The organism is Micromonospora sp. CNZ296 (genome assembly GCF_007827635.1).
Map to the genome: position 1 here is coordinate 381,854 of NZ_VISW01000002.1, position 14,009 is coordinate 395,862.

The following is a 14,009-nucleotide window of genomic DNA, read 5'->3' on the forward strand; positions in this document are numbered from 1 at the left end:
GGGGGAGGGGGAATCGGGCATCAATCTGACGTCAGATGTCCGATGTCTGCACGCTAGGCGGCTTCACCCCGGCCCGTCAAGGATCGGTTCCGGTCGACGTCCCCGTCCGGTTCGCGAGCCTTCAGCCGTCCTGCCCGGGCGGCTCGCCCAGGAGCGCCTCGCCCATCGCGGTGAGCCGGTGCAGCATGAGGTTGCCGTGCCGCTGGCTGGTGATCAGCCCGGCCTCGCGCAGGATGGTGGTGTGATGGCTGGTCGTGGCCGGCGAGATGCGGGCGCGCCGGGCCAGCTCGCCGGTGGTGGCGCCGCTCGCGGCGGCGCGCAGGACCGCCACCCGGGTGTGGCCGAGCAGCGGCCCGAGCCGGCGTTGCGAGCCCGCCGGCGGCGTCGGTTCCGGTCGCTGCCAGCGTGCCGGATAGACGAGCGTCGGTGGCAGCTCGGGATCGGCCAGTGTGATCGGCGCGTGCCAGCAGAAGTACGACGGGACCAGCGTGATGCCCCGGCCGTCGAGATGCATGTCCCGGTCCTCCGGGTAGCCGTGCACGGACAGCACCGGCGGATCCCAGGAGGTCTCCGGGCTCAGGTCGTCGAGTATCTGCCCGGCGCCGCTGTCGAGGACCCAGGCCCCGCGCAGCGCCCGGTCGCCGGAGACGGCGGCGGTGATCTGCGTCCAGTACGGAGCGAGCGCGACCCGGAAGTAGGCGCGCAGCGCGTCGCCGAGGCCGTGTCGCGCGGCGGGCCGGCCGGCGGCCAGGTCGACCAGCCAGGCGCTGTCGACGGGCGTCACCATCCGCCCCAGTTCGGTGCGGATCCGCCGGGCCGGGGTGCCGAGCACCCGGTCGATCCCCTCGTCGAGGTCGGTGACCGGGCCGGGGGTGAGGAAGTCGGGGAAGTACCGCTTGAGCGGCGCGACGGGCAGCAGCCGTTCGCGGACGACCGGGACGAGACCGGCCCGCTCCAGGTCCGGCCGGATCTGCCGGTGCCACCGGGCGTAACCCGCGTAACCGGCCCGGGTCTGGAGGCGGTGCAGGCTACAGATGATCTCCCACAGTGGATCGGGCCGGGCCGCCAGCCGGGTGCGGCTGAGGTCCCCGGCCGTGAAGTGGATGCGCAGCGTCCCCATGACGCACAGTGTTCCGACGTGTGCCGCCGCGCTCAGTCTCGTCTGCGACATTGACATCTATCACTGAATAGGGATAGGGCGGGGCGGCAGCCGCACGGCTGCCGCCCCGCCGTGTGTCGGCTCAGCCCGCGCTGCAGCTCGTGCGCCACCGGTGGGAGGCGATGTTGTCGTTGGCGTTCGCCATGTAGCCGTCCCGGTTGGAGCCCCAGCTGAACCAGACGCCGGTGAGGTTGTCCCACGCGTCGCCGGCGCCCAGGCAGGCGTACGCGCCGGTGTAGTCGGGGTGGATGTAGAGGGCGACCGGCCGGCCGCCGTTCGAGTCGTTCCACGCCGAGGACGCCAGGTTGCGCATGCTGGCCCGGTTGTTGTTGTCGCAGTTGGCGTTCTCCGCCGTGTTGATCGTGTCCCAGTTGTTGTCGGCGTTGTACCACCAGCACCACCGGCCGGCCCAGTTGGCGTCCTGGCTGACGTACAGGTAGCCGCTGCCCGCGGCGGCACGCTGCGCGTCGGCGTGCGGGGTCGGCCGCGGCGCGGCCTGGGCGGCGGTGGCGGTGAAGGCCAGCGCGGCTGCCGCCGCGGCCACTGTGGCCAGCACGGACCGTACTGCTCTCATGGTGCTTCCCTCCGGTCGGGTTCTGCCGTGGCGGGCCGCCACGGAAGTCTTGGGGTGGATCAGCCGGCGGCCAGCACGGCGCGGGCCCGCGGCAGCGCGGCGGCCTCCAGGCGGAGCCGTTCGGCGACCTCGGTGTGGAACTGCCGGTCGAGGGCGCGGCGGTGCTCGGCGTCGAGCCGCCGGGCGAGCCGGCCGAGCCCGGTCCGCGTCGCGCAGGTCGCCTCGGACACCGCGAGCCGGATCTCGCCGGGCGTGACGGAGCCGGACGTCGGCTCGGGTGCCGACGCGCGGGCCGATGCCGGGTCGGCGGAGTCGTGCCCGGCGGCGCGCATGCACCGCCGCCACGCCCTCACACCGTCGGCGTAGCGAGGGTCGGCGAGCACCCGGCCGACGCGCAGCCCGGCCAGGTTGTCGGTGATCCTGGTGACCCGGTACCAGCCGGGCAGGTCGCGATAGAGCTGTCGCTCCGCCTCGGAGGTGCAGCTGTGACTGCTGCGGCGCAGCACCCCGCCGGCCGGCAGCGTCGCGCGCAGGGCGTCGGGCTCGCCGGGGTCGCCGTTCACCGCGCGTACGGCGGCGGCGCCGCGCTCCGGAGGCAGGTCCCGTACGTACCGCGCGTTCGGGTCGGCCGCCATCGTCTCCTGGAGGCGGCGTTCCAGGGCGGTGCCGTATCCGTGCCGGCGGGCGTAGGACACGTCGTCGAGGACGTACGGGAACTCGCGCAGCTCCGGCACCGGCTGCCGGGGCACCGGCCAGTAGCGGAACCCGCGACGCTGCATGCAGTCGCGGATCAGCGCCTGCGTGGCGGCGTACCGCACCTCGGCGGGCGTACCGGAGACGGGCGGGACCGGCACGGCGGCCGCGCTCGCCGCGGGCGGCCCGGCCGAGGCGTGACCCTCGGACGGCGGCGCGATGTCCGGGCGGGCGCCCAGCGCCCCGGCCACCGCCGCCGCGAGAGCGGCGGGGACCGCGACGGCGTACCACAATGACCGCGTTCGGCGCGACACCACCGCCATGACATGCACCTCGGCCGTCCGGGGCGCCCGATGCGCCCGTCAGAAGACAGCTTCGGCACGGGGCGAGCCCCGGGACAGAGACCTTCGATCAGGCTCGAACGACAGGCCCCGGCGTACGGCGGATCAGGTCTGCGCGGCGCGGGCGATGCTCGCCCGGATGGGCGCGTAGTGCTCGGCGACGGCCGAGCGCAGCGCCGCCGCGTCGGCGGCGGTGAGGGCGGCGACGATCGCCTGGTGCCGCTGGGCGGTGATGACCCGGTCCTCCGGCTCGGTCTGCAGCGTGGGCGCGACGATGGCCTGCACCTGCCAGAACGCCTCGGTCAGCTGGACCAGCAGGTCGTTGCCGAGGGGTTCCATCAGCTTCAGGTGGAACGCGCGGTCGACGTCGAGGAAGTCCTCGCCCCGGGCCGCCCGGCTGTGCATCTCGTCGGCGAGCGCGGACAGCTCCGACCGGTGCTGCTCGTCCAAAGCGTCGATGACGGTGGCGGCCAGCCCTTGCTCCAGCGTCTGGCGGATGTCGACGACCTGGGCCAGTACGCGGTGGTCGTCCTCGCCGCTGAGCAGCCCGCGGAAGGTCAGGCTCTCCACCAGGGCGTTGAGGGACATGCGGCCGACGAACGTGCCGTGCCCGTGGCGCACCTCGACGATGTCGAGCGCGGAGAGGATCTTGACGGCCTCGCGGACGCTGGATCGGCTGGCGCCGACGGCCTCGCACAGTTCCGCCTCGGTGGGCAGGAGGTTTCCCGGCTTCAGGCGGTTGCGCAGGATGTACTCCTTGATCCTGGTGGCGACCTCCTGCCTGCGAGGGCTGGGCCGCTCGGCGCCGCGTAGCGGACTGGCGTCAATGGTCGTCATCTGCCCCTTGCCCTTCGTTCCCGAATCTGACACCCTCACCCTACCGGCATCAGACGTCAGACGTCATACACCTTATGCTTCACATCCCCGAGCGCGAGCGGTCACGCGAGCGCATGAAGAGCCTATGGAGGCAGCTACGTGAGCACCACCGGTAAGCCGTCGAGGAGCCGGCGCGTCCCCCGGGGCCGCGTCCGCTCCCTGGCCGTCGCCACCCTCGCGGGTGGCCTCGCGGTCGCGCTGGCGGCCTGCAGTGGCGGTCCCGCCTCGACCAACGCCGTGGGCGACGGGAAGGGGGGCACGTCCATCGAGGCCACGCTGGCCTTCACGCTCTCCAGCGGTTTCGATCCCAGCAACGCCTCCTCGGCCGTGGCGACGGCGGTCAACCAGCACGTCTTCGAGGGCCTCGTCGACCTCGACCCGATCACGCGGGAACCCTACAACGCCCTGGCCAAGAGCGACCCGACCCCCGGGGCTGACGGCCGGACCTACACCGTGACGCTGCGTGACGGGGCGAAGTTCTCCGACGGCACCCCGGTCACCGCCGAGGACGTGGCCTGGTCCTTCACCCGCGTGCTCAAGCCCGCGGACCCGAAGGCGCCGCCGCTGATGCAGGGCTTCGTGTCGTTCCTCGACAGCGTCGCCGCCAAGGACGCGACGACCGTCGAGTTCAAGCTGAAGTACCCGTTCGCCCTGTTCAGCGAGCGGATCGCGGTCATCAAGATCGTCCCCAAGGCCAAGACCGGCGACGCCGCCGCGGCCAAGGCGTTCGACACCGCTCCTATCGGCTCCGGCCCGTTCAAGGTGGACAGCGCGTCCAAGGAATCCGGCATCAAGCTGAGCAAGAACGCGAACTACAACGGCCCGCGCGCCGCCAAGGTCGAGACGATGACGTGGAACACCACCACCGAGGCGTCGGCCCGCGTGTCGGACCTGCAGGGCGGCCGGGTTCAGGCCATCGAGGCCGTGCCCTACCTGAACGTCGACTCGCTCAAGGACAAGTACACGATCGACGTGAAGCAGGCCTTCAACCAGGTCTTCCTCATGTTCAACAACTCCGCCGCGCCGTTCAGCGACAAGCGGGTGCGCCAGGCCCTGCACTACGCCATCGACAAGGAAGCGGTCATCAAGACCGCGCTCAACGGCTACGGCAGCCCGGCGACGAGCTACCTCGACGAGGGCAACAAGGCCTACCAGAAGGCCGCCACCGTCTACGACTACAACCCGGACAAGGCCAAGGCCCTGCTCCAGGAGGCCGGCGTCACCAACCTGTCGTTCCGGCTCGACACCACCGACAGCTCGGTGGTCAAGGACGTCGCCCCGCTGGTCATCGAGCAGTGGAAGAAGATCGGCGTCAACGCCACGCTGAACACCGTGCCGTCCTCGGCCATCTACGGCGACATCGTCCCCAAGGACACCTTCCGGGTGCTCATGGCCACCGGTGACCCGAGCGTCTTCGGCGTCGACACCGACCTGCTGATGCGCTGGTACTACTTCGGCGAGACCTGGCCGGGCCAGCGCTACCGCTGGAGCGACGCCGACCGCAAGGCCATGGGCGACCTGCTGGACAAGGCCGCGCAGACCTCCGACGAGACGGCCCGCAAGGCGCTGTGGAAGCAGGCCCTGGACATGGCGGCGGACCAGGTGCCGCTGTACCCGATCCTGCACACCAAGGTCGTCACCGCGTACGACCCGGCCAAGGTGGACGGCTTCTCCGGCGCCTCCACCACCGGCCTGTACTTCCTGGGCACCGGCCGGACCGGCTGAGCCCACGCGCGGGGTTCCGGCCCCGCAGACGTCCCGCCCGGCCCACGTGACCCGTGCGGCCGGGCGGGACGTCCCGGCGCCCCGCCACGAGAAAGAGAATCCATGCTGACCGTCCTGAACCTGGTCGCACGACGATTCCTGACGCTGATCCCCCTGGTGCTGGGCATCACGCTCTTCGTCTTCGTGATCATGCAGTTCTCCCCGATCGACCCGGCGTTGTCAGTCCTCGGTGACCAGGCCACGCCGGCGCAGGTCGAGGCGTTCCGTGCCGCCAACGGCCTGAACGACCCGCTGCCGCTGCGCTACCTGCACTTCCTCGGCGACCTCGTCCGCGGCGACCTCGGCATGACGTTCCCGCCGTCGGTCCCGGTCGCCGAGAAGATCGCCATGGCGCTGCCGCTGACCATCCAGCTCACCGCGCTCGGCGTCGTCGGCGCGCTCGTCATCGCGCTGGCGCTCGGCATCCCGGCCGCCCTGTACCGGGACCGCTGGCCCGACCAGGTCATCCGGATCGTCTCCATGGCCGGCATCGCCACGCCCTCGTTCTGGCTGGCCCTGCTGTTCATCCAGGAGTTCTCCGTCCGCCGACCGATCTTCCCGACCGGCGGCTACGTCAACCCCGCCGACTCGGTCGGTCTGTGGTTGCAGTCGCTGGCCATGCCCGCTCTGGCGCTGGCCGTACCGGTCGGCTGCTCGCTGGCCCGCATCGTCCGCACGTCGATGGTCGAGGAACTCGACAAGGACTACGTCCGTACCGCGATCGGCGCCGGACTGCCGCCGCGCGTGGTGATCGGCCGCAACGTGCTGCGCAACGCGCTGGTCAACCCGCTCACCGCGCTCGGCCTGCGGATCGGCTACCTCATCGGCGGCACCGTCGTCATCGAGGCCATTTTCTCGCTACCAGGCATGGGCACCCAGATCATGAGCGCCGTCCAGCAGAACGACACCGCGCTCGCCCAGGGCACCGTGCTGACCATCGCGCTGTGCTTCGTCCTGGTGAACCTGGTCGTCGACATCCTCTACCTCTTCGCCAACCCCCGACTGCGCGGAGGCCACTGATGCGCCGGTCCCTCACCACGCGGCTGTCCCGCCCCGGCATGGCCTTCGCCCGGCTCGGTCTCGCGGCCCGGTTCGCGCTCGGCTTCGTCGCGCTCATCGTCGTGGTCGGCGTGCTCGCCCCGCTGCTGCTGCGCCACGACCCCACGCAGACCGGGCTCGGGCCGGCGCTGACCGGCCCGAACGGCGACTTCTGGTTCGGCCTGGACAAGCTCGGCCGCGACGTCTTCTCCCGGCTGGTCGCCGGCACCCGGCGCTCCCTGGTCGTCGGGTTCGGCGCGGCCGGCATCGCGCTGGTGCTCGGCGCGATCCTCGGCGCCGTCGCCGGCAGCAGCCGCACAGTCGTCGACGAGATCATCATGCGCTGCCTCGACGTGGTCATGGCCTTCCCCACGATCGTGCTCTCCGCGCTGCTGATCATCTCGTTCGGCAAGAACAGCCTGCTGGTCCTCGTGATCGCGATCGGCTTCGTGTTCACGCCGTCGGTCGCGCGCATCGTCCGCGCCAACGTGCTGTCCCAGTACGGCGAGGACTACGTGGCCGCCGAGCGCATCATCGGTGCCCGGCGACCGCACATCCTCTGGCGGCACGTCCTGCGCAACTGCGCCGCCCCGATCCTCGTCTTCGTCACCGTCATGGTGGCCGACGCGATCGTCTTCGAGGCGTCGCTGTCCTTCATCGGCGGCGGTCTCGCCCCGCAGGAGGCGGCCTCCTCGTGGGGCTCGGTGATCGCGTTCGGCAAGGAGATGGTGCAGATCGGCGGCTGGTGGGCCACGTTCTTCCCCGGCCTGCTGATCCTGCTCACCGTGCTGGCGCTCAACGTGCTCTCCGAGGGCATGTCCGACGCGTGGGCCGCCCCGGCCGCGCGCCGTGCCACGTCCACCACCAGCGGTGACGCGCTGGAGCAGGCGAAGCCCGGCACCGGCGAGGTGGTCGAGCTGCCGGGTCTCGCCGAGGCGGCGCAGCGGCTGCGCGAACGCGCCCGCCCGCTGCCGCAGGGCAAGCCGGTCCTTCAGGTCAGCGACCTGTCCATCGGCTTCGAGGGCCGCCACCGCGGCGTGGACATCGTCGACGGGCTCTCCTTCGACGTCCGCCCCGGCGAGGTCGTCGGCCTGGTGGGGGAGTCCGGCTCGGGCAAGTCGCTCAGCGTCCTGGCGGTGATGGGCCTGCTGCCGCAGGGCGCCCGGGTACGCGGCGAGATCCGCTTCCAGGACACGAACCTGCTGAAGCTGAACGCCAGGGGCCGCCGCGCCCTGATGGGCCGCGAGATCGCCATGGTCTACCAGGACGCGCTGTCGGCGCTCAACCCGGCGCTGCGAGTCGGCACCCAGCTCGCCCAGATGATCCGCCGCGGCGGCACCCGCTCGGCCGAGGAACTGATGCGGCTGGTCGGACTGGACCCGCGGCGCACGCTCGCCGCGTACCCGCACGAGCTGTCCGGTGGGCAGCGGCAGCGCGTGGTGATCGCCATGGCGCTGTCCCGCGACCCGAAGCTGATCATCGCGGACGAGCCGACCACCGCGCTCGACGTCACCGTGCAGGCCCAGGTGATGAAGCTGCTGCTGGACCTGCGCGAGCGGCTCGGCTTCGCCCTCATCCTGGTCAGCCACGACCTCGCCCTGGTCAGCGACGTCTCCGACCGGGTCGTGGTGATGTACGGCGGGCAGATCGTGGAGACCGGCGTGACCGCCGACGTGATGGAGGCACCCGCCCACCACTACGCCCGCGGCCTGCTCGGTTCCGTCCTGTCCCTGGAGGCCGGCGCGGAACGGCTCACCCAGATCCGCGGCGTGGTGCCGTCACCCGCCGACTTCCCGAAGGGCTGCCGGTTCTCCGACCGCTGTCCGATGGCGACCGAGATCTGCCGGGACACCGCACCCGCCCTGGAGGGCACGGACGGCCACGGGTACGCCTGCCACCACCCCGCCGTCACCGTCAGCGAGAAGGAGCCGGCCCGATGAGCGCCACCGCCGAGCACCGGCCGATCGCCGAGCTGAGCGACGTGCACGTGGTGCACGCCGCGCGCGGCGGCGGCATGTTCAGCCGGGAGAAGGTCTATGCGCTCACCGGCGCCGACCTGGTCATCCGGGCCGGCGAGACGGTCGGCATCGTGGGCGAGTCCGGCTGCGGCAAGTCGACGCTCGCAAAGGTGCTCGTCGGCCTGCAACGGCCGACCACCGGCACGGTGTCGTTCGCCGGCAAGGACGTGTGGTCGATGAGCGCCGCCGAGCGGCGTGAGCACATCGGCGCGGGCGTCGGCATGATCTTCCAGGACCCGGCCACCTCGCTGAACCGCCGCATGCCGGTACGCGACATCCTGCGCGACCCGCTCGACGTGCACCGCCGGGGCACCCGGCAGCAGCGCGAGCAGCGGGTGGCCGAGCTGATGGCACTGGTGGGCCTGCCCCGCTCGGTCGCCGACGTGCTGCCCAGCCAGCTCTCCGGCGGCCAGCGCCAGCGGGTGTCAATCGCCCGCGCGCTGGCCCTGGAACCGGGGCTGGTCATCGCCGACGAGCCGACGAGCGCGCTCGACGTGTCGGTGCGGGCCCAGATCCTCAACCTGCTGCTGGACCTCAAGGACCGGCTCGGCCTGGCGATGGTGCTGGTGTCGCACGACATCCAGACCGTCAAGCGGGTCAGCGACCGGGTCGTCACCATGTACCTGGGCCGCATCGTCGAGCAGACGCCCGCCGACCTGCTGCCCGAGGGTGGCCGGCACCCGTACACCCGGGCGTTGTTCTCGGCCACGCCGGGCCTGCTCTCCCCGATCGAGCCCATTCCGCTGGTCGGCCCGGTCCCGTCGGCCACCCGGCCGCCGAGCGGCTGCCCGTTCCGGACCCGCTGCTGGGCCGCCACCGACGGCTGCGCCGTGGACATGCCGGCGCCGCGCCCCGCCGAGGGCGAGGGCCACGAGTTCCGCTGCCACCACCCGGTGCCCGCCGGAACCGCCAACACCGAACTGGTCGCGCTCGCCACCTCGGCGACCGGCCGCACCACAACTGAGTCTGTCGAGGAGAACCTGTGACCACCCCAGCCCCGCGGTTCGCCGGAGTCGTGCCGCCGGCCGTGACCCCCCTGACCGATGAGGGCGAGGTCGACGTCCACTCGCTGGAACGGCTGGTCGAGTGGCTGCTCGACGCCGGCGTCGACGGCATCTTCGCCCTCGGCAGCTCCGGCGAGACGGTCTTCCTCACCGACCGGCAGCGGGACCTGGCCCTGGAGACCATCGTGAAGACCGCCGGCGGTGCCGTGCCGGTCATCGCCGGCTGCATCGAACCCACCACCCGCCGGGTCGTGGAGCGGGCCGAGGCGTCCACCCGGCTGGGCGCGGACGGCCTGGTCGTGACCGCGCCGTTCTACGCCATCGTCGGCCCGCACGAGATCGAGCGGCACTTCCGCGCGGTCGCCGCGGCGGTCGAGCTTCCCCTGCTGGCGTACGACATCCCGGTCTGCGTGCACAGCAAGCTCTCCGTCGACCTGCTGACCCGGCTCGCCGCCGACGGCGTGCTCGCCGGTGTCAAGGACTCCAGCGGTGACGACGTCGCGTTCCGCCAGCTGGCGCTCGCCGTCGCCGAGCACGCGCCGGAGCGCGACTTCAGCCTGCTCACCGGCCACGAGGTGGTGGTCGACGCGATGATGCTCGCGGGCGGCTCCGGCTCGGTGCCCGGACTGGGCAACGTCGACCCGGCCGGGTACGTGCGGCTGCACCGCGCCTGCATGGCCGGCGACTGGGCCGCCGCCCGCCGGGAGCAGGACCGCCTGACCCGGCTGTTCCGCATCGTCGACGCCGCCGACCCGGCCACCTCGGCGGGCGCCACCCGGGGCGTCGGCGCGTTCAAGACCGCGCTGTCCCTGCTCGGCGTCATCGCCGGCAACGCGGTGTCGCTGCCGCTGCGGCCGCTGGACGCCGCCGAGACGGGCCGCGTGCGTACCCAGCTGGAACTGGCCGGGCTGCTCTGACCATGCCCGAGGTGAGCACGACCGGTCTGGTCGCCGCGCTCGACATCGGCGGCACCAAGACCACCGCCGCCCTGGTCACCGCCGGGGGAGAGATCGTCGGCCGGCGCACCGCGCCGACGCCTGGTCGCTCCGGCGCCGCCGCGGTGCTCGACACCGCCGCCGGCCTGGTGGAGAAGCTGCGGGCGGACGCACCGGGCGTCGTACGGGCGCTCGGCGTCGGCAGCGCCGGAGTCATCGACAGCCGCTCCGGCCTGGTGCTGTCCGCCACCGACGTGCTGACCGGGTGGACCGGCACGGATTTGCGCGGCGACCTGAGCCGGCGCCTGGGCGTGCCGGTCACCGTGATCAACGACGTGCACGCCCACGCGCTGGGCGAGGCGCGTCACGGCGCCGCCGCCGGGTACGACACAGTGCTCTACGTCGCCGTCGGCACCGGCGTCGGGGCGTCGTTCGTCCTCGGCGACTCGGTGCTCGCCGGTGCGCACAGCGCCGCCGGGCACGCCGGGCACCAGCCGTCCCCGTACGCCGGAACGCTTGCCTGCACGTGCGGCAGGCGCGGGCACCTGGAGGCGATCGCCGCCGGTCCCGCACTCACCGCCGAGTACGTCCGGCGTACCGGCCGGCCGGTGGCCGACCTGCGGGCCGTCGCCGCGCTCGCCGCGGACGGCGACGAGGCGGCCCGGGAGGTCGTCCGGCTCGGCGGCGCGGCTGCCGGTTCCGCCGTCGGCGGCCTGGTCAACGTGCTCGACCCCGCCGCCGTGGTGATCGGCGGCGGCGTCACCGGCCTCGGTGAGCCGTGGTGGCGGGCGCTGCGCGACGCGGTGCGCGCCGAGACGCTGCCCGGCCTGGCCGGCGTGCCCGTGCTCGCCTCCACCCTCGGCCCCGACGCGCCGCTGCTCGGCGCCGCCTCGCTCGCCTGGAAGGTCTCATGAACGCGCTCGTCGACCAGCTCCGTGACCGCCTGGTCGTCTCCTGCCAGGCGTACCCGGGTGAGCCCATGCGCGACCCGGACACCATGCGCCGGGTCGCGCTCGCCACCGCCCGGGGCGGCGCCGCCGGCATCCGCGCCCAGGGACTGGCTGACATCGCCGCCATCCGCGCGGCGGTGGACCTGCCGCTGATCGGGCTCTGGAAGGACGGCGACGACGACGTCTTCATCACCCCGACGCTGGAGCACGCGCTCGCCGTCGCCGACGCCGGGGCGCACGTCGTCGCGCTCGACGGCACGTCCCGGCCCCGGCCCGACGGCCGCACCCTCGCCGACACGATCGCGGCCGTGCACGAGCGCACCGGCGCGCTGGTGATGGCCGACTGCTCCACGCTGGATGAGGGCATCGCGGCGGCCGCCGCTGGCGCCGACCTGGTCGGCACCACGCTCGCCGGGTACACCGCGTACACCACCAAGGGCGACGGGCCGGACCTGGACCTGGTCGCCCGGCTCGCCGCCGCGGTGGACGTCCCGGTGGTCGCCGAGGGGCGCATCCACACGCCCGAGCAGGCCGCGCAGGCGCTGCGGGCGGGCGCGTGGACGGTCGTTGTCGGCACCGCCATCACCCACCCGAGCACCATCACCGGCTGGTTCGCCGCCGCCGTGCAGGAGGCCGCGTCGTGCCGCTGACCGACCTCGACCTGGCCGGCTGCCTCGCGTACCGGCCGGAGCTGGACGTGCCGGCGGACCTTGACGCGTTCTGGTCGCGCACCCTCGACGGCGGCGGCGACCCGGAGGCGGCGGTCTACGAGCCGGTCGACACCGGCCTGACCCAGATCCGCACGTACGCCGCCACGATCCCCGGCTTCGGCGGCGAACCGGTACGCGGATGGCTGCACCTGCCCGCCGGGGCCGACGGGCCGCTGCCCTGCCTGGTCGAGTACCTCGGCTACGGCCGGGGCCGCGGCCTGGCGCACGAGAAGCTGTTCTGGGCGGCGGCGGGCTTCGCGCACCTGATCATGGACAGCCGGGGCCAGGGCTGGAGCGCCGCCACCGGCGGCACGCCCGACCCGCACCCGTACCCGGCCGGCACCGTGCCCGGCTTCCTCACCCGGGGCATGGCCGACCCGGCCGACCACTACTACCGGCGGCTGATCACCGACGCGGTGCGCTTCGCCGAGGCCGCCCGGCGGCACCCGGCCGTCGACCCCGCGCGGGTGGCGGTCACCGGCTTCAGCCAGGGCGGCGGCCTCGCTCTCGCCGCCGGCGCGCTGTGCCCGGACGTCGTCGGCGTCATGCCGGACGTGCCGTTCCTGTGCGACATCCGCCGGGGCGTGCGCGTCGCCGGCCGGGACAGCCCGTACGCCGAGGTCGTCGACTACCTCGCGCTGCACCGCGACCGCGCCGACCAGGTGTTCCGCACCCTGTCCTACCTGGACGCCGCGGTGCTTGCGCCGCGCGCGACCGCGCCGGCGCTGTTCTCGATCGCCCTGCGGGACCAGGTCTGCCCGCCGTCGACATGCTTCGCCGCCTACCACCGCTACGGCGGCGACAAGGACGTGCGGGTGTACGAGTTCAACGACCACGAGGGCGGCGAGGCCGAACACCAGCGCAAACAGCTCACCTGGTTGCGCGGGATCCTGGGCGGCTAACGCGCGCGTTCCACCACGTAGTCGGTCAGCTCCAGCAGAAAACGGCCGTCCTCGGTGTCGGCAGCGTCGCCGAGCGCCCGCTCACCCTCGCGCCGGGCGGCCAGCGCGAGATCCCGGGCGCTGCGCCGCGCCGACTCCACACAGTCGTACGCGAGCAGCCGCCCGTGCAGCCAGCGCACCTCGGCGTCGGTGCGCTCCGCACGGGTCCGGCTCAGCAGGCGCACGAGCCGTTCGCGTTCCTCCGGTGTGCACCGCCGCATGAAGTCGATCAGGATCAGCGTGCGCTTGCCCTCCCACAGGTCACCGGCGATCTCCTTGCCGTACCGGGCGTAGTCGCCGGTGAGGTTGAGCGCGTCGTCCTGGATCTGGAACGCCGCACCCAGGTACCAGCCGTAGCGGTCCAGCACGTCGACCGCGTTCTCCCGGCCGGTCGCCACGAGGATCCCCGTGCGGCACGGGTAGATGCACGTGTACCAGGACGTCTTCTTCAGGCACATCCGGTAGTAGTCGTCGGCGTCCAGGTCGCACACGTTGTCGCGGATCCAGCCGATCTCGATGGCCTGCCCCTCCAGCGAGTGGCGCATCATCAGCTCGGTCTCGGTGAACAGCCGCCAGGCGATCCCGGAGCCGAGCGCCGCCCGATTCGCCGCCAGCCGCCGCAACGCCAGCAGGTTCGTCATATTGCCGACGTTCAGGGCCACGCCCACGCCGTACTCGGCGTGCAGGGTCCGCCCACCGCGCCGCTGCTCGCTTTCGTCCTGGATGTCGTCGTGGATGAGGAAGGCGTTGTGGAACAGCTCCACAGTCACCGCGGCGTTGAGGCCCACCGCGTCGCCGCCGCCGAACGCCCGGCACGTGGCCAGGCACAGCGCGGCGCGCAGCCCCTTGCCCCACCGCCGTGGGTACTCCGCGACCAGGTCGTAGAGGTATCGCGGGCCGTCGTCGGGCACGTCGTCGAGCAGCGCGCCGAGGGCGAGCCCGCGATAGCGCTCCAGCATTCGTTCCACGTGCCCGCCGGCCACCCCGGTGGTCGGCGCCATCGCGC

13 protein-coding genes are annotated in these 14,009 nt (G+C 72.9%); 8 read left to right on the forward strand and 5 right to left on the reverse strand.

Annotated features, from left to right (window positions below; all coding sequences use genetic code 11):
- Positions 1-121 precede the first annotated feature (121 nt).
- The 4 genes from FB455_RS04520 to FB455_RS04535 form a co-directional block, all read right to left on the reverse strand.
- Entirely contained in the window at positions 122-1,120 is a 999-nt protein-coding gene (locus FB455_RS04520) for a winged helix-turn-helix domain-containing protein (protein WP_145752340.1), read from the reverse strand.
- A 121-nt stretch (positions 1,121-1,241) separates the two neighbouring features.
- Entirely contained in the window at positions 1,242-1,733 is a 492-nt protein-coding gene (locus tag FB455_RS04525; protein ID WP_013285832.1) for a hypothetical protein, read from the reverse strand.
- Between the two features lie 59 nt (positions 1,734-1,792).
- A complete protein-coding gene (locus FB455_RS04530; RefSeq protein WP_071095459.1) occupies positions 1,793-2,749 on the reverse strand; it encodes a hypothetical protein in 957 nt (318 codons plus the stop codon).
- Between the two features lie 123 nt (positions 2,750-2,872).
- Positions 2,873-3,604 carry a FadR/GntR family transcriptional regulator gene (locus FB455_RS04535; RefSeq protein ID WP_013285834.1) on the reverse strand — a complete coding sequence of 244 codons (732 nt, stop codon included), beginning with the start codon at positions 3,602-3,604 and terminating at the stop codon, positions 2,873-2,875.
- A gap of 138 nt (positions 3,605-3,742) precedes the next feature.
- Here FB455_RS04535 and FB455_RS04540 point away from each other — a divergent pair, with 138 nt between their 5' ends.
- The 8 genes from FB455_RS04540 to FB455_RS04575 all read left to right on the forward strand — a co-directional run bounded on the left by FB455_RS04540 (position 3,743) and on the right by FB455_RS04575 (position 12,964).
- Entirely contained in the window at positions 3,743-5,368 is a 1,626-nt protein-coding gene (locus FB455_RS04540; protein ID WP_013285835.1) for an ABC transporter substrate-binding protein, read from the forward strand.
- Positions 5,369-5,470: 102 nt separating this feature from the next.
- Positions 5,471-6,427, forward strand: coding sequence for an ABC transporter permease (locus tag FB455_RS04545; RefSeq protein ID WP_013285836.1), 957 nt, complete (start codon positions 5,471-5,473; stop codon positions 6,425-6,427).
- A complete protein-coding gene (locus FB455_RS04550) occupies positions 6,427-8,385 on the forward strand; it encodes a dipeptide/oligopeptide/nickel ABC transporter permease/ATP-binding protein (protein ID WP_145752343.1) in 1,959 nt (652 codons plus the stop codon). Before FB455_RS04545 ends, FB455_RS04550 begins: the two co-directional genes overlap by 1 nt.
- Positions 8,382-9,449: an oligopeptide/dipeptide ABC transporter ATP-binding protein gene (locus tag FB455_RS04555; protein ID WP_071095453.1), complete on the forward strand. Its 1,068-nt coding sequence runs from the start codon at positions 8,382-8,384 to the stop codon at positions 9,447-9,449. The genes FB455_RS04550 and FB455_RS04555 overlap by 4 nt, the downstream gene beginning before the upstream one ends.
- Complete coding sequence (locus FB455_RS04560; RefSeq protein WP_013285839.1) at positions 9,446-10,384, forward strand: dihydrodipicolinate synthase family protein; 939 nt, start codon at positions 9,446-9,448, stop codon at positions 10,382-10,384. Before FB455_RS04555 ends, FB455_RS04560 begins: the two co-directional genes overlap by 4 nt.
- A 2-nt stretch (positions 10,385-10,386) precedes the next feature.
- On the forward strand, positions 10,387-11,316 hold the full coding sequence (locus FB455_RS04565) for an ROK family protein (RefSeq protein ID WP_145752345.1): 930 nt from the start codon (positions 10,387-10,389) through the stop codon (positions 11,314-11,316).
- A complete protein-coding gene (locus FB455_RS04570) occupies positions 11,313-12,002 on the forward strand; it encodes an N-acetylmannosamine-6-phosphate 2-epimerase (RefSeq protein WP_030268955.1) in 690 nt (229 codons plus the stop codon). Before FB455_RS04565 ends, FB455_RS04570 begins: the two co-directional genes overlap by 4 nt.
- Positions 11,993-12,964: an acetylxylan esterase gene (locus tag FB455_RS04575; RefSeq protein WP_145752347.1), complete on the forward strand. Its 972-nt coding sequence runs from the start codon at positions 11,993-11,995 to the stop codon at positions 12,962-12,964. Before FB455_RS04570 ends, FB455_RS04575 begins: the two co-directional genes overlap by 10 nt.
- On the opposite strand, the gene FB455_RS04580 is transcribed toward FB455_RS04575, so the two are convergent.
- Positions 12,961-14,004 (reverse strand): polyprenyl synthetase family protein, encoded by a 1,044-nt coding sequence (locus tag FB455_RS04580; RefSeq protein WP_145752349.1) that lies wholly within the window; start codon positions 14,002-14,004, stop codon positions 12,961-12,963. The two genes, FB455_RS04575 and FB455_RS04580, sit on opposite strands and share 4 nt — an antisense overlap.
- Positions 14,005-14,009 lie beyond the last annotated feature (5 nt).

Coding starts and splice junctions, on each gene's coding strand:
- FB455_RS04570 (WP_030268955.1), top strand. CDS start 11,313: ATGAACGCGCTCGTCGACCAGCTCCGTGACCGCCTGGTCGTCTCCTGC.
- FB455_RS04530 (WP_071095459.1), bottom strand. CDS start 2,749: ATGGCGGTGGTGTCGCGCCGAACGCGGTCATTGTGGTACGCCGTCGCG.
- FB455_RS04535 (WP_013285834.1), bottom strand. CDS start 3,604: ATGACGACCATTGACGCCAGTCCGCTACGCGGCGCCGAGCGGCCCAGC.
- FB455_RS04565 (WP_145752345.1), top strand. CDS start 10,387: ATGCCCGAGGTGAGCACGACCGGTCTGGTCGCCGCGCTCGACATCGGC.
- FB455_RS04525 (WP_013285832.1), bottom strand. CDS start 1,733: ATGAGAGCAGTACGGTCCGTGCTGGCCACAGTGGCCGCGGCGGCAGCC.
- FB455_RS04580 (WP_145752349.1), bottom strand. CDS start 14,004: ATGGCGCCGACCACCGGGGTGGCCGGCGGGCACGTGGAACGAATGCTG.
- FB455_RS04545 (WP_013285836.1), top strand. CDS start 5,471: ATGCTGACCGTCCTGAACCTGGTCGCACGACGATTCCTGACGCTGATC.
- FB455_RS04550 (WP_145752343.1), top strand. CDS start 6,427: ATGCGCCGGTCCCTCACCACGCGGCTGTCCCGCCCCGGCATGGCCTTC.
- FB455_RS04555 (WP_071095453.1), top strand. CDS start 8,382: ATGAGCGCCACCGCCGAGCACCGGCCGATCGCCGAGCTGAGCGACGTG.
- FB455_RS04520 (WP_145752340.1), bottom strand. CDS start 1,120: ATGGGGACGCTGCGCATCCACTTCACGGCCGGGGACCTCAGCCGCACC.